The organism is Noviherbaspirillum agri (genome assembly GCF_054780595.1).
This window is the reverse complement of the sequence record NZ_BAAGWA010000002.1, coordinates 443,827-461,139: the sequence shown is the minus strand read 5'-3', so window position 1 is coordinate 461,139 and position 17,313 is coordinate 443,827. Positions and strand designations below refer to the sequence as shown.

16 protein-coding genes are annotated in these 17,313 nt (G+C 62.5%); 13 read left to right on the top strand and 3 right to left on the bottom strand.

The genetic code is table 11. The features are described 5' to 3' along the window. From ACYVIA_RS04835 to ACYVIA_RS04800, 8 genes are all read left to right on the top strand, one after another. Window positions 1-1,122 (top strand): ATP-binding protein, encoded by a 1,122-nt coding sequence (locus tag ACYVIA_RS04835; RefSeq protein ID WP_460838414.1) that lies wholly within the window; start codon window positions 1-3, stop codon window positions 1,120-1,122. After that, a complete protein-coding gene (locus ACYVIA_RS04830; RefSeq protein ID WP_460838411.1) occupies window positions 1,113-3,719 on the top strand; it encodes a DUF5682 family protein in 2,607 nt (868 codons plus the stop codon). Before ACYVIA_RS04835 ends, ACYVIA_RS04830 begins: the two co-directional genes overlap by 10 nt. Continuing rightward, the gene (locus ACYVIA_RS04825) at window positions 3,709-4,845 is read left to right on the top strand and encodes a VWA domain-containing protein (RefSeq protein WP_460838409.1); all 1,137 of its coding nucleotides are present in this window, start codon (window positions 3,709-3,711) and stop codon (window positions 4,843-4,845) included. The genes ACYVIA_RS04830 and ACYVIA_RS04825 overlap by 11 nt, the downstream gene beginning before the upstream one ends. Before the next feature lie 3 nt (window positions 4,846-4,848). Continuing rightward, complete coding sequence (locus tag ACYVIA_RS04820; protein ID WP_460838406.1) at window positions 4,849-6,996, top strand: SWIM zinc finger family protein; 2,148 nt, start codon at window positions 4,849-4,851, stop codon at window positions 6,994-6,996. Between the two features lie 189 nt (window positions 6,997-7,185). Continuing rightward, window positions 7,186-7,818 (top strand): class I SAM-dependent methyltransferase, encoded by a 633-nt coding sequence (locus ACYVIA_RS04815; protein ID WP_460838403.1) that lies wholly within the window; start codon window positions 7,186-7,188, stop codon window positions 7,816-7,818. A 103-nt stretch (window positions 7,819-7,921) separates the two neighbouring features. Continuing rightward, window positions 7,922-8,110 carry a hypothetical protein gene (locus ACYVIA_RS04810; RefSeq protein ID WP_460838401.1) on the top strand — a complete coding sequence of 63 codons (189 nt, stop codon included), beginning with the start codon at window positions 7,922-7,924 and terminating at the stop codon, window positions 8,108-8,110. A gap of 162 nt (window positions 8,111-8,272) precedes the next feature. Then, entirely contained in the window at window positions 8,273-9,415 is a 1,143-nt protein-coding gene (locus ACYVIA_RS04805; RefSeq protein WP_460838399.1) for a type IV pilus twitching motility protein PilT, read from the top strand. A gap of 127 nt (window positions 9,416-9,542) precedes the next feature. Next, complete coding sequence (locus tag ACYVIA_RS04800) at window positions 9,543-9,809, top strand: hypothetical protein (RefSeq protein WP_460838397.1); 267 nt, start codon at window positions 9,543-9,545, stop codon at window positions 9,807-9,809. Between the two features lie 280 nt (window positions 9,810-10,089). On the opposite strand, the gene ACYVIA_RS04795 is transcribed toward ACYVIA_RS04800, so the two are convergent. Then, complete coding sequence (locus tag ACYVIA_RS04795) at window positions 10,090-10,653, bottom strand: hypothetical protein (RefSeq protein ID WP_460838395.1); 564 nt, start codon at window positions 10,651-10,653, stop codon at window positions 10,090-10,092. A 363-nt stretch (window positions 10,654-11,016) separates the two neighbouring features. After that, window positions 11,017-11,976, bottom strand: a complete 960-nt coding sequence (locus ACYVIA_RS04790) for a CBASS cGAMP-activated phospholipase (RefSeq protein WP_460838393.1) — start codon at window positions 11,974-11,976, stop codon at window positions 11,017-11,019. A 342-nt stretch (window positions 11,977-12,318) separates the two neighbouring features. On the opposite strand from ACYVIA_RS04790, the gene ACYVIA_RS04785 reads away from it, so the two are divergent. Further along, entirely contained in the window at window positions 12,319-13,449 is a 1,131-nt protein-coding gene (locus tag ACYVIA_RS04785; protein WP_460838391.1) for a DUF3182 family protein, read from the top strand. Beyond that, entirely contained in the window at window positions 13,436-14,245 is an 810-nt protein-coding gene (locus ACYVIA_RS04780) for an alpha/beta hydrolase family protein (RefSeq protein WP_460838389.1), read from the top strand. Before ACYVIA_RS04785 ends, ACYVIA_RS04780 begins: the two co-directional genes overlap by 14 nt. Before the next feature lie 41 nt (window positions 14,246-14,286). On the opposite strand, the gene ACYVIA_RS04775 is transcribed toward ACYVIA_RS04780, so the two are convergent. Beyond that, window positions 14,287-15,207 carry an oxygenase MpaB family protein gene (locus ACYVIA_RS04775; RefSeq protein ID WP_460838387.1) on the bottom strand — a complete coding sequence of 307 codons (921 nt, stop codon included), beginning with the start codon at window positions 15,205-15,207 and terminating at the stop codon, window positions 14,287-14,289. 258 nt (window positions 15,208-15,465) lie between these two features. On the opposite strand from ACYVIA_RS04775, the gene ACYVIA_RS04770 reads away from it, so the two are divergent. From ACYVIA_RS04770 to ACYVIA_RS04760, 3 genes are all read left to right on the top strand, one after another. After that, window positions 15,466-16,302, top strand: coding sequence for an SIR2 family NAD-dependent protein deacylase (locus ACYVIA_RS04770; RefSeq protein WP_460838385.1), 837 nt, complete (start codon window positions 15,466-15,468; stop codon window positions 16,300-16,302). Window positions 16,303-16,516: 214 nt separating this feature from the next. After that, window positions 16,517-16,996: a cupin domain-containing protein gene (locus ACYVIA_RS04765; protein ID WP_460838383.1), complete on the top strand. Its 480-nt coding sequence runs from the start codon at window positions 16,517-16,519 to the stop codon at window positions 16,994-16,996. Between the two features lie 71 nt (window positions 16,997-17,067). Continuing rightward, window positions 17,068-17,268, top strand: coding sequence for a hypothetical protein (locus tag ACYVIA_RS04760; RefSeq protein WP_460838382.1), 201 nt, complete (start codon window positions 17,068-17,070; stop codon window positions 17,266-17,268). The last annotated feature ends 45 nt before the right edge of the window (window positions 17,269-17,313 follow it).

Below are 17,313 nucleotides of genomic sequence, written 5' to 3'. Positions count from 1 at the left end.
ATGCAGAAAAGAGATGATCCGGCTTTGGCCTCCACGTCGGACACGGTTGTCCGCGCAAGCCCCGAGTCGCGCTACCGTGACGAACTCGACCGGCTGCGTGCCGCAGATTCAGGCCCGCGTCCCGAGGGCTGGCAGTTGTCGCCACGATCGGTACGGCGTTTCATCCTGGGTGACGAAACACTGCAAGTCAGCCGCAAGTTTTATGGCGACGACCCCTTGGTGGACCGTGCCATCGTGACACTGATGGGGCATCAGGGATTGATGCTGGTCGGCGAACCCGGCACCGCAAAGTCGCTGTTGTCCGAGCTGCTGGCGGCCGCCATCAGCGGCGACTCCGGCCTGACGATCCAGGGCTCGGCGGGGACGACCGAAGACCACATCAAGTATTCATGGAACTATGCCCTGCTGCTGGCCGAGGGACCAAGCAAGCGCGCGCTCGTGCCGTCCCCGCTCTACCAGGCGATGCAATCCGGGAAGCTGGTCCGCTTCGAAGAAATCACGCGCTGTCCGCCGGAGATCCAGGACGTGATGATCTCGCTCATGTCGGACAAGCAGATGATGATTCCCGAGCTCGGTGATGACGCGCGCGTCCATGCGCGGCGCGGCTTCAATATCATCGCCACCGCCAACCTGCGCGACCGCGGCGTGCATGAAATGTCCTCGGCGCTGAAGCGGCGCTTCAATTTCGAAACCGTGCGCCCGATCCGCGATCATGCCTTCGAGGTGGAGCTTGTCCTGCAACAGCTGCAACGTGAGCTGGAAGCAGTCGGTGCCAACGTCATCGTCCCGCGGGATGTGGTGTCCCTGCTGGTCACGACCTTCCAGGAACTGCGCGCCGGGCAAACCAGGGAAGGCACGGCCATCAAGACCCCCGATGCGGTCATGTCCACTGCCGAGGCCGTCAACGTGGTGTATGCGGCCGCGCTGGAGGCACGATACTTCGGCGAGGGGCGGTTGACCGCACAGGAGCTCGCAAGCCAGTTGCAGGGTGTCGTCTTCAAGGACAATGCAGAGGACCTCAAGCGCGTGCGCCACTATTTCGACACCGTTGTGCGGGAAAGGGCGCGCCGCGACGATCACTGGAAAACGTTCCACGACGCAGCGCGCAAACTGTGGGCGTAAGCGCAATCAATCCCGGCACATTACCGGACGAGGTCAGGGCCGGACTGGACCGTCTGTTTGCGGATGGGGTGTATTTCGCGCCGGTGCGGCATCACAGCCCCGCCTGCGCCTATGCTCTGCAGGCGATGATTCGCGAGCTGCGGCCCGCAGCGGTGCTGATTGAAGGGCCCGACACGTTCGGCAAGCTGATTCCCTTGCTGCTCGACGACAAGACGAAACCGCCGGTTGCCGTGCTGTGCCAGATTCAGCCACACGCTGCGAAAAGAACAAAGGAAGAGGACGCGGACAGTGCCGAAGAAGAACCCCGTAGCGGCACTGCGTTTTTTCCTTTCTGTGATTACAGCCCGGAATGGGTTGCGCTGCACGAGGGCGCCGCGCTAGGCGCGCAGCTGGCATTCATTGACCGGCCATGGAATTCGGCAAGGCAGCGTGCCGATGACGCATCCACCGAGGCGCAAAGTCTCATGGCCGAGCGCTATCTGGCGCACAGCGCTTATCTGAATGCGCTTGCTGCACGTACCGGTTGCCGCGACCACGATGAATTGTGGGACCACCTGTTCGAGTTGCGTTCTGTGACGGAAATGGCGAACTGGCGTGAACTGTTCTCCGATGTGTTTTCCTATTGCGCCATGGCGAGGGCGGACTACGAGCCGGAAGTGCTGGAGGCGGAAGGCAGCCTTCCCCGCGAACGGCATATGGCAGCGCACATCGCGCAGTGGCGGCGTCAGCTCGATGGCCCGATTGTCGTTGTCACCGGCGGCTTTCATACGCTGGCGCTGACAGGGCTTTGGCGCGAACAGAACCCGGCACCGGCAAAGGGCAAGGGCACCAAACGGAATTCGCTTTCGGGCGCAAGCGACGGCGACGGGAACAGCTGGTTGATCCGCTACAGCTTCGACCAGCTTGATGCGCTCAACGGCTATGGCGCCGGCATGCCTTCGCCGGCCTATTACCAGTGGGTCTGGGAGAAATTGCAGGCCGGGATGTCCGAAGGTCAGCAAGGTCAGCAAGGCCTGCAAGCCCAGCTGCGGGAGCGGCAAGACCACCTGCTGCAGGTGACGATCGACTGCCTGACCAGCTTCGCCCAGCAAAGCCGCGCACGTGGCCTTGTCGATCAGATATCGTCTGCCAACGTGCAGTCTGCAGTGATCCAGGCAGTCCGGCTTGCCGAGCTGCGCGGCCACGCCGGTCCCGGCCGGCAGGATCTGCTCGACGCCGTGCGTTCATGCTTCATCAAGGGCGCCATCCATGATGGCACGCAGGGACTGACCAGCGATCTGCGGCGCCTGCTGGGCGGATCCCGCATCGGAAACATCCCTCCATCGGCTGGTTCGCCGCCCCTGCTGGAAGACGCGCGGCGTATGGCAAGCCGCAATGGCGTGCGGCTGGATGACAGCGAGCCGCGCACGTCCCACCTCGATTTGTACCGCAAGCCTTCGCACCGCGAACGCAGCCGTTTCTTCCACCTGATGACCTACTTGGATACCGGACTTGCCAAGTGTCAGTCCGGCCCGGATTTCCTGGGCAATAGTCGTCTCGATCTGATGATCGAGGAGTGGCGCAACGCATGGACGCCACTGGTGGAAGCCCGCTTGATCGAGCTGTCCTCCGAAGGGGCGACCCTGGCCGATGTGGCGCTGGCCAGGCTGCGGCGCGAGGAAACCTTGCTGGCCGACCGTGGCCATGCCCGTTCCGCCAATCATGCTGTCGGACTTCTCATCCGTGCCTGCCTGATCGGCTTGCATGAGCGGTTGCCCAGCCTGATCCGCCTGCTGTCGGCGCACCTTGAGGAAGATGCCAATTTCGGTTCGGTGGTTGATTGCGGGCACCGCCTGGCAACGCTATGGCGCGCACGCGAACCGCTGGGAGTGCAACAGCATCCAGAACTGCTGGGCCTGATGCAGAAGGTTTGGCCGTCAGCGCTCTTCCTGTTGCCGGATCTGGCCAGAGTGAAGGCGGAAGCAGAGGCCGAAGCAGTGCAGCATCTCCTGTCGTTGCGCGAATTCGGCCGCGCCTTGCACGGCATTCTGGCCGACGGCGACGGCAGTGCTGCGGGGCAGGGCCTCTTGCACGCACAACTCGTTCGTCTGCTCGCCGTGCCGGATGCCAGCGCCGGCATCAGCGGCGCGGCTGCCGCGATGCTTTTCCTCGACGGGCAATGGAGCGCGAGACAACTGGTCGGTCTGCTGACCCAGCGTTTCGGCACCGGCGCCGAGGCGGCGCAGTCCGTTCGCTTCCTGTCGGGGCTCATGGCGGCGGCGCCTGAACTGCTGCTTTGCCAGCCGGAGTTGCGTGCCGGGATTAACCGCGTCGTGGCCAATTGGGACGAACAGACTTTCGTTATGCACCTGCCGGATCTGCGGCATGCATTCACGGGATTGAAACCGCAAGAGACAAACGATCTTGCGGAAGCCTTGAATGCCTTGAACGGCGCCTCGGAGAGCGTAGCCATTGACCTCGCACAGACGCATTACCAGGCGACGGAAGAGGACCTGTTGCAGGGGAGCGCATTGCACCTCGCCCTGCGCGAATCCCTGCAACGCGATGCGCTGATCGGCTGGGTACAAACCAACGCGGAGGAAAGCAATGCGGGATAGCCCGGACGACAAGGCCGAGGTGTTGCGGCGCTGGCGCCTGATCCTGGGGCGGTATGCGAAGCAGCCACTGCAAAGCGTGCAGTTTTCATCGGAAGACTGGAACCTCGACCAGACGCTCGATTACCTCTACGGCCGGGAGTACGACGCCAGGGGACTGCGGCGCGGCTCGGGCGGGTCGCTCGATGAAAGCCAGATCAGGGCGGTCGACTGGTTGCAGCGCGCCCGCAAGCTGTTCCCGCACGAGGTATTCGAGCGCATGCAAACCCAGGCGATCGAAAAATACCAGCTTACCGATCTCTTGCGCGATCCCAAGGTGATCGCGTCGCTGGAACCCAACCAGGCGCTGGCGCGCACGCTGCTCGGCCTGCGCGGACGCCTGCATGCCGATGTGCGCGATGCAGTCCGGGAAGTGATCCGGCGCGCGGTGGAGGACATCACCCGGCGGCTGCGCAGCGAGTTCGTCAATGCGATTACCGGCCGCCGCAACCGCTTTCGCCGCACGCACATCAAGAGCGCACAAAACTTCGACTGGCGCGCCACAATCCACGCGAATCTGAAGCACTACGACCTCGCCACGCGGCGCCTGGTGATCGAGCGCCCTCGCTTCAATGCCCGGGTCAAGAAGAACCTGCCGTGGGATGTGCTTCTTTGCGTCGACCAGAGCGGTTCCATGGTCGATTCCGTGATGTACAGCGCGGTTGTCGCCGGCATTTTGTCCAGCCTGCCCGCGGTGAATGTCAGGCTGGTGGTATTCGATACCAATGTCGTCGACCTTACCCATCTCGCCAGCGACCCGGTGGAAGTGCTGCTGACCGTGCAGCTGGGTGGAGGCACCAATATCGGCCGGGCGGTTCAGTACTGCGAGCAGCTGGTCACCACACCGCAGCGCACTGTTTTCGCGTTGATCAGCGATTTCGAAGAGGGCGCGACGCCGGGTGCGCTGCTGTCCTCCGTCAAGCGCCTGGCCGAATCGCGCGTCAAGCTGCTGGGCCTGGCGGCACTCGATGAAAGCGCGCATCCTGTCTATGACCGCCAGATGGCGCAGCGGCTCGCCAACCAGGGAATGCATGTTGCCGCACTGACTCCTGCGCATTTTGCGGAGTGGCTGGCAGAGGTGATGGAATAAAAAATGGGCAAGCACTGGTACGCGGTTTACCGCAGCTTCGATGACGAGACACTGGCGGTGCTCGCCAATCCCGGCCTGGTGCGGCGCGCCACCAAGGACGTGGAGGCCGGCAAGGTGGACTGGCTGGACCTGCCGCATGCCGCCGCACACAACGGCCGTATCCGCGCGGATGGCCAATGCGTCGAGCTCGACGGCAACGGCCCGCAAAAGGCGCGTTGCGACTGCTCGGCACCCGGCATATGCAAGCACATCCTCGCAGCGGCAATCTGGTTGCGCCAGTTGCCGGAAGCGCATGGTGAAACAGGCGCAGAAGGAAGTGCAACGCCGGCTGATGATGCCGGGACCGTCGCTGCGACAGGCGATGCAAGGACGTACGCACAGCGGAACCCAAGCACGGACGCGAACTCGGCTGTGCTGGCAGAAGTGCTGTCGCTGACACCGGAAGCGCTGTTCAAGGAAGCCGGACGGTCCGCAGTCCGCCAGGCTGCCGAACGGCTCGCGGCTGTCGGGAACGTGGAAACGGCTTCGCAGGGCCGCACGCTGGTCATCACGTTGCCTGACCAGCAGCAAATGGTGCGTTATGTCTCCGGTGCCGGGCTGGGCGGCATGGTATCGGAGAGCGCCGGGGCAGCGCGGACGGGCCTGCACCTCACCGCGCTCCTGGCCGTGTGGAGGAAGCATGAAAAGCCGTTCACCTGGCCCGATTACGTGAGCGCTCCCGCTGCGATCCCGGAATGCGACGCGATCAGCGATGCGGAACACGCGTTTCTGGTGCAAATCCGGCGCACCTTGTTCGAGCTGGCCGGCAACGGCCTTTCCCATGTCAGTGAGATCACGGCGGGCCAATTGCGTGCGCTCAACATGTCGGCGCGCGCCGAGGGTCTGCCGCGACTTGCCGCCATGTTGCGCAACCTGGCTGGTACCGTGGATAGGCTGGCGCGTCGCGACGACCGCGCCAGCGAGCGCGAAGCCATCGAGATGATGGCGCGCATTCATGCACTATGCGCCGCACTGGAGCGCGCCGAAGGCGAGTTGCTCATCGCGTTGCGCGGAAAGCTGCGGCGTGATTTCCAGCAGGACCATGCCGTGGACCTGCTGCCGCTCGGCGCATACTGGTGGGAGACGCGTGGCGGCGCGAGGGGACTGACGCTGTCTTTCTGGGATTCGACTGCAAGGCGTGTGCTGCAGACGGTACTGGCGCGACCGGACGGCAACGACATGAACTTCGACAGGAAAGGCGCTTGGAGCCGCCAAAGCATCTGGCCCGGTGTGGGTGCCGCAGAGAAGATCTGCGAGGCGGCGCTGCATCTGGACAATCCGCGACTTGCGGACGACGGCCGCATTGCGCAGGGCGGCGACACGCGAGCCACTGCAACGCCGCTATGGGCACTCGATGACCCGCGCTGGGACACGTTGGGTTTCGACGATTGGAACGCATTATCCGAAACCTTGCGGCGAGGCGCCGGCCTGTGGGCGGAAAGAATGGATTGCGTCATCCTGCGTCCGCACAAGACGCACCGGCCCCAGCTCGATGAGGCGGCGCAGACCGTGAAGTGGGTGCTGGAGGACAGGGAGGGGCGAAGCCTCGTCCTGGAGACGTCTTGCGAAGCGTATAACCAGAAACGCATCGACAACCTCGAGCGCCTCCTGGCAAGGAATGTCGATATGCGCGCGGTGACCGTGCAGGTGCGGCGTGGAGAGCGTGGCCAGACACTGGAGCCGGTTGCGCTCCTGGTGGCAGAGAAAGCGCGCCTATGCGTGATGTCACTGGACTTCGCCGACGAACCCGCCAGGCAAGGCTCCCTGCTTGCCGGCCGCATCCTGCGCTTGCTGAAATCCAGGCAGAACCAGCCACCGGCCATCACCACGACGCCGTCATTTGCTGCGCGTGTGCTGCAGCCGGTGTTGAACACGCTCGATCATCAGATGATGACGGGGCGGCCCTACCTTGACGAACACGCACTTGAAACGATGCGGCAGGCAGGCGCCATGCTCCGCTCTACCGGCATCGAAACGGCGGCAAACCTGGTGGAGCGTTATGTCGCCTCACCGAGTCCGGATATCGCCTTGCGCCTGGTGTATGTTTGCCTGCTGTGCCTGGCGCTGGATGGCAGGGCGAACGGCGATCATGTGCGCAACAAAACCGGTTAACAACACCGTCCGCGTCGCCGGAACAAGCAGGCCATGCAACCGGTCCCATCCACAAATAGCAGCACACATCGGCAAACGGAAATGCATGGGGGCACTTGCCGTAAAGGAGGCAAAAAAGGTGAGCCAGGGAAAACGTTTTCTCTACGACACGGCTAACGATGCCGCAGTTGACCGGACGGACGCATTGACATGAGCACCCACACGCCAAACTGGTACGAGCGCCACATCCTCCCCTACCTGCTCGACCTCGCATGCGGCATCGGGCCGGTGCGAAAGCAACGCGACAAGGTGGTGCCGATTGCGACCGGGCGTGTGCTGGAGATCGGCATCGGCACCGGTTTGAATCTCCCGCATTACGACAGAAAGCATATCAACACCGTGACCGGACTCGACCCCGGCGTCGAGATGCATCGCCTTGCAAGGAAACGCGCGCAGGAGGCGGGCATTTCCGTCGAGCTGGTCGGCTTGTCCGCAGAACGCATTCCCTTCGATGATGCAAGCTTTGACACGGTGCTGGTCACGTATTCCTTGTGCACCATTCCCGATCCGGTCGCTGCATTGAAAGAGATGCGCCGCGTACTGAAGCCCGGCGGGAGGTTGATCTATTGCGAGCATGGCCTGGCGGACGATCCATCGGTGCAGGCATGGCAGCACCGGCTCACACCATGGTGGTCGAAGATCGCCGGCGGCTGCCATTTGGATCGGGACATTCCCGCCTTGCTGCGTGAAGCGGGATTTCGGTCCGCCGACATGCAGACGATGTACCTGCCCGGCCCCCGGCCGTTGACATACAACTATTGGGGCACGGCGGAAGCGGTTTGAAACGATCCTCTGCGGGTCCTCTGCGGCGGCGATATGCGCACAGCCCGCAGCCTCGGTGAACCAGCATCAAGGACGCGCTGATGACGACGGGGGATGACAAGCGATGACACGCAAACAAGCGCCCGAATTCCTTGGCGAATCTGCACTGCTTGAAAAAACGCAAGTAGGCATTGTTGCTGAAAACCCACGTTGTGCTTCGATGAAATCCCCAATAGCGGGAAAATACTGGCTTAATTCGCAAGGCGGATCAAACACGCATGTCGGCTACATTCACCGGCATGACAAGAAGTAAAGGGGGAGAAAAATGACAACATCCGCCGCAGTCGTTCCCGACTGAACGCCACTGACCATGCCGCACCCGCGCAGGGTCTCCACGCGCCGCGCTCCCTCGCATAACAGACACACATCGCAGAACACACATCGCTACAAGCCAAGGGCACAAGGAAAAACACGGATGGAACACCAACGCTACTCCCAGATCGAAACCCTGACCTTTGTCGAGGCCGGCGATCTGCCCGTCAACGGTACGCTGATCGAGCAGATCGTCCACCTGCTCAACTCGAATACCGTTTTCAGCGACATCATCATTCATCAGAACAGTCCGATCATGCTGCGCCAGCCCAAGCGCCTGGTGGCGGTGTCGGATACGCCGATCACGCGCGAAGAGCTGGAAGAGTTCTTCGAAGTGATCGAGCCGGACTGGGCCGACCGCATCCAGGACCGCGCGTTCGACCGCTCCAAGGACTTGTACAGCGCGCGCATCCGCGCCAACTGCTTTTCCTTCCAGGGTAACAAGCGTCTGGGCTGCGTGATCCGCCGCTTCCCCACCGAGCCGATCGCACTCGACAAGATCGGCCTGCGCCCATGCGCACAGGCGTTCGCGAAGCTCGACAACGGACTGGTGCTGATCATTGGCGACACCTGCCAGGGGAAGTCGACCACCATCGCTTCGCTGCTCGACCAGATCAACAAGACCCGTTCCGGCCACATCATCACGATCGAAGACCCGGTAGAGACGCTGATCCCGCAGCGCAAATGCATCATCACGCAGCGCGAAGTGGGTGCCGACGGCGACGTCGAAAGCTTCTACCTTGGGGCGCTGGATGCGCTGCGCGAACGTCCCGACATGATCCTGATCGGCGAGATCCGCGATGCAGAGACGGCGCAGGAGACGCTCGCGCTGGCGGAAGCCGGTCCGCTGGTATTCGCGACATTGCACGCGCGCTCGACCGAACTCGGCCTGCAGAAATTTCTGCGCCTGCTCGGCAACTCGGAGTCGCAGGCCGAAGCGCTGTCCAACTGCCTGCGCGGCGTGATCTGCCAGGCGCTGATCCCGTCGCAGCAGGAGAACAGCTACCATCTCGCGACCGAGTGCCTGACCGTCAATCCGGAAGTGTCTGGCCTGATCGCCGGCCGCAACATCGGCGCGATCCGCCCGCTGCTCGATAGCCTCGGCAAGGTGCCGGATTCCGGCTGCTATCCGATGAATGACGAGCTCGCCACGCTCGTGAAAGCAAAGAAGATCAGCCTCGACGATGCGCGTCGCGCGACGACGGACCGCTTGAAATTTACCGAGATGTTCGGCCAGAAGCGTTGATCCAGTGATCGCGAGCGCGGTTGCCTGCGTTCGCGCATCAAGCTGTCCCCTCCGCCCGTTCCGCTCCACTGCGACTGCATCGGGCAACGATCACTAACCTCCTGTCTGGCTTGAGCCGGAATACACCATGACAAACAAGCTTCTCTACCTAGTCATTGCAGCCGTTGCCGTCGTGCTCGCCTTCGCACTCAATCCCTCGCCGGAAAAACACCGCGCCAAGATCAAGGAAGCGATTGCCGAGCGCAGCCCGATTGCCGGCGTGCTCGGCGTGGGCGTGCTGACTGCCTTCGTCTCTTCCTATCACTCCGTTGGCCTCGCTTCCTATACGAAGGTGGATGAGCGCCTGGTCACCATTGGCGCGTTCGGCATGGTTTTTATTGTCGAGAAGGGCTGAAGGCCACGCTGAACAAGTACACGCGCGCCACGCATCCCGACTTCGAGCGGTCCGCAGCGTTGCACATCCTCGCCATGGTCGCCCCATGGCTGCGGTTTGCGCGCGGCCGGCGTCGGCCTTGCGCCCCATCCCGAATCCAAGCGCGCGCCATCGCGGGACCTGTTCAGCGTAGCCTTAAAAAAGAGCGCCCGCTTCCTATGGAGAAAGCGGGCGCACAGATGGTGCAGGAAGCGGTTTGCCGAAAACGTTAAACCGGCCAGCAGGTCGGACGATGCGTAGACTAAGCCGCTGCACTTTCACTCTTGAAGAAGCGCCTTTCCCGGCCGGCGCCCGTATCCTGGATCTTGTGTGCGGACAGCAGGCCCGCCAGCGCGGGTGATACGCGTTGCTTCAGCTTCTGGATCTCTTCCTTTTGATCGGGCCTTATCCCTAAGGCTTCGATCGCCGCATTGGAAATATCGACCGCCGAGCGCGGTTCGTCACTCACCAGTTTCAACCAGAAGTCACCGCCGGTGGTGGGCAGGCTGCCCGCTGCGCGCGATGCGCGGGCAGCGCGTTGCTTCTGGCTTTGCTGCTGGCGGGGCGCTCCTGCGCCGTTGCCTCGCTGTGCGCCGCCAGAGGCACTGCGGCGCTTGCGTCCGCGGCGCGGCTCTGCCTGTTTCGCTCCGGTGGCGCCACGTTTTGTCGCGCGTGTTGAGGTGTCTCCGTCTGCTTCGACGCTCTCGAGCTGTTCCAGTGCCGCTTCCAGCGCTTCCACGCGGGTGCTGTAATAGGTAGCGCCTTGCCTGGCATGCGCCAGTTCGGCTTCGATCGCTTGTCTTGCAGATTTCAGGTTGGAGGCCATGCACATTTCTCCTTGGTTCCAGATAGTCAGGGTTTGACAGTGTTGCGGCTAGATGTTTCCTAAGATTCGCACGAGCTCGCCAAATACTTATTGTGAAATTTCTAGTTCTCGTTGATATGGCGCGTTAAAGCGACGCCTGCACTCTATTCAAGAGGATTCCTAATGCACTGAATAGTTCTAGTCGTTCATTGGATGGCTCGCCCTACAGTTTCTTAGGAATGCATCAGGATCGGTGGTAATTGGAGAGGGGAAATGCGGTGCGGCACTGATGCATGCTGGTGGCTAGGAATGCCACCAGAAGGATTTGCGCCTGACCGGAACTGTTGAAACCGGAGCGGTTCCGGGCAGGCGTTGGATGTAATCTCAGGTCAGGAACGCATCGAGCGTCGCAGTATCCACGACGCGCATCGTCTGGCGCGCCAGCCGCATGAGCGTGTTGGATGCATCTTCGGTTGCAACGTCGAGGCCGAGGCCGGATCCTTCCGGCCATGCCGCGTCCAGACGCAGGTAGCGGTCGCCGAGAGTGTTTTGCATCATTGCCTTGACGTGCTGCTGCTGCACCGAGATCAGGGTGAGCACGAGCCGGCCTTCCGACAGCCAGGCAACGGCGCTGGCATCCTCCGTGACATCTTCGCGCGGCACATAGCCGGCAGTGGCTGTTCCCAGTGACAGCATGCGCACATTGCCAGGGTCGATGTCGCGATAGTGCTGCGCCTCGTGCAGCGCAATCTGGTCGGGCGCGGTTGCATAGACGCCGCCGTCCGCAAACAATTCCTCACCAATGCGCACTGACGGAAAGTAGCCGGGCGCGGCGCAGGTCGCCATGGCGACATCGACGACGGAAACGGTTGCATCGCCCATGAAGTCCTTTCCCTGCGGGGTCTTGAAGATTTTGGTGCGGCCGTTGCTCACATTGACCGCCGGGATGATTACGGGGCGCGGCGCTTCTCCCATCGTTTTTGCATCGAAGTATTTTTCCAGCGTGGTGCGCAGCGGATCGCCACTATATTTCGGGCCGAGTGCCGAACGCGCCATGTCGATTACGCGACCGATGGCACCCGATGGAATGCCGCTGAACGGAAAGATTTCCTTTCCATGTTCCAGGAAGAGTTGCTTCAAGGTGGTCATCGGCACTTCAAAGGAGAGCGCCAGCGACAGGATGCCGCCGATCGATGTGCCGGCGATCAAGTCGAACCGCCGCCCCAGCGGTTCGCCCACCCGCGCTTCAAGTTCTTCGAGCACACAAACGCTATACAGGCCGAGGTAACCTCCGCCGGACAGGGACAGGATGCGATACGGCTTTGTTTTACTGGATGTGGGCATAGACGATAGGGTTGATTTGCGGCGGTCGAAAAGACTGGCTTCCAGCGCCGGATAAGGGTGTGATGAAAGGATGTTTAAGGCAGCGTCACTATAGGCGAAAGGTTTTTGGCCAATGCGATCGGTGCTGCGCTAAATGAACAGGATTTGTGATGGATCACGCGGTGGATACACTTTGGCAATCCCTGATGTTGCTTTGCAATCACGTTCTTTCCAGATGTTAAGAAAGTGCGAAAAGGCTCGGATCTTGCTTTCTCATGACGCATGGAAGCGTCTGATTTCAGCAGAGAAACGACGGTGCATCGTGCCGTCGCATCTGCAGGCGCCGCAAAGCAAAGGAGCACAATGGCCAGGCAACATGAATCCGGCGCACCGGGCACGGTCGTCGTCTACTCGGGGAACGCGCAGCGCCGTTTGCGCGGGCATGAAAGCGCAACGTGCAGTGCGCTTGCACGACGTCTCGCCGCAATCAAAGGTTTTGAATTTGCCGGCGAATTCGATGCAACGCAATCTTGCGACGGAGCACGGTACTTCGTGCCGAGCGATACCTTCGTCACGCTCAACGCAGCGCACGCGCTCGGCATCAGCGGCGAGCAGGACCTGTTCGGCGGCGTCGTGCCGTTTCCCTTCATCGCCACAAAGATGATTACCCATCCGCTACCGTCCCGCGATGCCCGCGCACCCGAGGGCTGGTCGTTCGCGCTCGGCGCGCAGGTGCAGGAAGTGGTGCTGCCCGGTTACGCCGCGTTTTCGCTGGAGGACGCGCTGCATGCAGGCCGGATATTGCTGGAGCAGGGGCCGGTGCGCATCAAGAAAGCCAGCGGCATTGGCGGCCTGGGACAGTGGGTTGCGGCCGACGCCGGTGAGCTGGAGGCGCGCTTGCAGGCGATCGATGGCGATGAACTGGCGCATGACGGACTGGTCATCGAGCGCAACCTTGCTGACGTGGCGACGCTGAGCGTCGGGCAGGTGCGGGTTGGCGACTATCTCGTTACCTACTGCGGTACGCAGCAGCTGACCAACAACAACGCCGGCCAGGAGGTCTATGGCGGGTCGACGCTGACGCTGGTGCGCGGTGACTTCGATGCCCTGCTCGGAATCGGACTGGATCCTGACACGGTGAACGCGGTGGCGCAAGCACGCACCTACCATGCCGCCGTGATGCAGTCCTTCCCCGGCATGTTTGCATCGCGTTGCAACTATGACGTAGCGCAGGGCGTGGATGGCACGGGAAAACGCTACTCCGGAGTGCTCGAGCAGTCCTGGCGCATCGGAGGGGCGAGCGGCGCCGAGATCGCCGCGCTCGATGCCTTCCGTGCCGATCCGTCGCTGCAGGTGGTCTGCGCATCGACGGTCGAAGCGTATGGCGCAGGCCACAGCGTCCCGCCGGATGCCACCGTCTACTACCAGGGCGAAGACGAGGTGGTCGGCCACATCACAAAATATTCGCGACTGGAGCCGTATGCCAACACGTGACGCCGAAATCCGCATTGCCGTCGATGGCGGCCATGTCGCCGGCACCATCGTCACGCCGAACACCAAACTGCCGGGCGTGCTGTTCGTGCACGGCTGGGGCGGCAGCCAGGAACAATACCTTGCGCGTGCACGGGAAGTCGCCGTGCTTGGTTGCGTCTGCCTTACCTTCGACCTGCGCGGCCACGGCAATACCAAGCGGCAGCAGGAAACCGTCACGCGCGAGAGCAATTTGCGCGACCTGCTCGCGGCCTATGACGTGCTGGCCAGCCACAGCCTCGTCGATCCGTCTGCGATTGCCGTTATCGGCAGCAGCTACGGCGGCTATCTTGCGGCGATCCTTACCACGCTGCGGCCGGTGAAGTGGCTCGCATTGCGCGTGCCGGCGCTCTACATGGACAATGGCTGGGACCTGCCGAAGCGCCAGCTGCACAAGGGCCAGGATCTCGTCACCTACCGCAGGAGCCTGGTGCCCGCCGAAGACAACCGCGCATTGCGCGCCTGCGCGGACTTCGCCGGTGATGTGCTGGTCATCGAGTCCGAGTTCGACCATGTGATTCCGCATGAAGTGATTACGAGCTATCTCGACGCCTTTGTGCAGCCGCACTCGCTGACCTATCGGGTGATCAAGGGAGCAGACCACGGGTTGACGGAAGAGAGTAGCCAGCGCGCCTATACGGCCTTGCTGGTGAACTGGGTGACGGAAATGATCTTCGGCGCGCGGCAGGGCGGCGCAGCGACGCAAACTGCCACCACGCTACGCGGCGCATTGCCGGAGGCGCCGCCGGGGCCGGCGTAGCGTCTTTGTTGAATTCGTGAAGAAGTACAGGACTGCCGGAGCTAGCGCATGTAGAGGTACGTCTCCGGCAGGCCCAGGCGACGACAGGCCTGTGCCGGCGGCGCGGACCGCAGCGGAATGCGGTCGAGCAGCGCACCGCAGCGACGGATCAGCACCACTTGCCAGTGCTTCAGGTTCCACCTGTCGTCGAGTTCCAGTCGTTCGCGCACGCCCGGCGGCAGGATGTTGATGGCTGCCTCCACCAGCCAGCGCTGCACCGGCGCGAGCGGCGGCGGGAGCAAGGGCAGCCTCCCCACGATGTCGAGGAACTCGAAGATGATGGGCGAAGCCTGCAGCTTGTCTTCCATGCTCATCAGGAGCTCGTCCAATGCGCGCTCGGAGCCCGGTGCGCCGGTCGCACCGTACAGGCGGGACGAGGTCGCGCCCTCCGCAAAGAAGCGGTTGCGCTCGACGTCGCTCAGGCTGCGCACATAGGTGCTGTAGGCATGCAGGAATCCATATCCCGCGGTGGCATGCACCCATGTCAGTAGTTCGGGATCGTCGGCGCGGTAAGGTATCCCGTCCGGCGTCACTCCGTGCACATGCGCGTGCATCTTGCGCACGCGCGCAATCATCGCTTCGGTTTTGCTGCGCGGGCCATACACGGTCATCATGGCGGCGAGGCCGGTGCGCTGCATGCGGGGCAGCGGAGCCTTGCGGAATGTCGTATGCCCCCATACGCCGGCCCGCACGCGCGGTTCGGCCAGCTCAAGGATCACGGCGGCGACACCGCCGATAAACAGCGACACCGGATTCTTGAACACTTGCCACGAGACGGAATCCGGACGGGTCAGGGCCGGCTCGCCCGGCGGCGAGGTGAAGTCGGCTTCGCGTGCGGCCGAGCCGGTCAGCTCCGCGACCGCGCTTTCCAGCCGGCGTTGTATCAGTGAAGGTAGGGCAATCGGACGGCGTGCTGCATTCATGTTGTTCGGGTTCTCGAGTCTGATGCGTGTTGCAAAATTGCCATGCGCATTGATAGACGCTTTACTGCCGCAAGCAGTTCCGGAAGGCCGGGGTGGCCCTTGCCTTGCGGAAGATTCCCGGCACTGTTGCCGCTTAGGAGCCGGCCCGCGCAACCGGATGAACAGGATGTGAAGCGTGGCGCCACAGGCAGCCGCTGTTGTGGTGGCATCAAGCGTGAATCAACGCGATAATGCGCAAACAACGCCCGTACCACATCGATGAAGACTCCCAGCACCGCAGCGACCGCCACCTTCGGCCTCGAACCGGCCGGATATCGCAAGCTCCTTGAGCAGTTCGCGCATGCACAGCGCATTCTCGTCTACAGCGGCGCCGGCCTGTCCGCGGACTCCGGCTTGCCGACGTATCGCGGTGCCGGCGAGCACCTGTGGACCGGCGACACGATCATGAAGGTCGCGACAGCGGCCGGATTCCGCCGCAACACGCAATTTGCGGTCGACTGGTATGTGGAGCAGGCCTATCGGTTGCAGGCCGCGCAGCCGCATGCCGGCCATTTCGCGCTGCGCGACCTGGAAGCGCGCTGGTCCGTCACCCATGTAACACAGAATGTCGACACGCTGCTCGAAGATGCCGGCTGCAGCAACGTGATCCACATCCACGGCCGCTATGATCACCTCAAGTGCACCAAGTGCAGCTGGACCGGCAAGGTCGCGGAACCTGATGCCTTGCGCAAGGGCTGTCCCGTGTGCGGCGAGCAACTGCGGCCCGCGATTGTCTGGCTGCGCGAGAATCCCGATGCCGCCGTGCTGTCAAAGGCAATCGAGGCGGCGACCGACGCGCAACTGGTGCTCGTCGTCGGCACGCCGGCCGAGATGTACCCGGGCGCAATGATCGTGGAAACCGCGCATCGCGCCGGCGCCGCGGTATGCGTCATCAACCCGCAATGGTGCGAGAACCTGCATTACGCCCACTCGCAGTTGTTCGGCGGTGCACGGGAAGTGCTGCCCTCGCTGGTGCTGGATGCCGTCGCCCGTAAGCATGCCGAAGGCAGGCCGTTGCCGTGGTTCCTGCAATGGCTGCCGTCATGGGCCAAATAGCGCGACTGAGCGCCGGTTTCGCGTCTACACCGCATGGCGAGTATCATCCCGTGTCTCGTTATTAAATCGAAAACACGTGCGCAGGCAGGGCACATCCTGATGTTGGAAAAAGTCACGCCCGACAGGAAGCGGGGCGTGCAAGGATTGCATCACAACAAGAACTCGCAATGGCTTGCATGTGACAACATTGCGTGCAGCCGATCATGAGGTGTACATGAACGATAAACGTCAACTCGTCGCTCTCGTTGCTGCCGAAGCGCCCCTGCGCACCAGGCCGTCGCTTTATCCGGAACCCTTTGCGTCGCGCATGGCGGGACGAGTAAAGCACCCGCTGGGGGACTTGTTCGGCCTGACGAACTTTGGCGTCAACCTCACCCGCATCGCACCCGGAGCGGTATCGGCGCTACGGCATGCGCACTCGAAGCAGGACGAGTTCGTCTACATCCTGCAGGGGCATCCCGTGCTGCGCACGGATGCGGGCGAAACCCGTCTTGCGCCGGGAATGTGCGCAGGCTTCAAGGCCGGCACGGGGGATGGGCACCAGCTCGTCAACCCCACTTCGGAGGAAGTCGTGTACCTGGAGGTGGGCGACCGATCGGCGGGGGACGAGGTCAGCTATCCCGACGAGGACCTGAAGGCGGTGATGATCGAGGGGAAGTGGCGCTTCACCCGCAAGGACGGCACGCCGTATTAGGTAGCGCTTCCGCGAAAACGGGATTACCCTTTGGCAGACGACCGAGCGCGGTCGATGCAAGGGCACTCACCATGGCAAAGAAAGAAAAGCTGGACCCGGAAACACTTGAACTGATCAAGTGGTGTATCGAGGTGGAAGGTTTCCTCGTTGCAGGCGGGGCGACGCTGCAGCAGGCGCAAGACCACATCGAGGAGCAGGTCGAGTGGTTCACCGACATGTTCTACGACGGGCTGACGCCTGAAGAGGCAGCCAAAGCGGCACTGAACGGTTGATCGGCTGATCAGCCGATCGGCAGAACGCGCAAACCCGCTGACAAT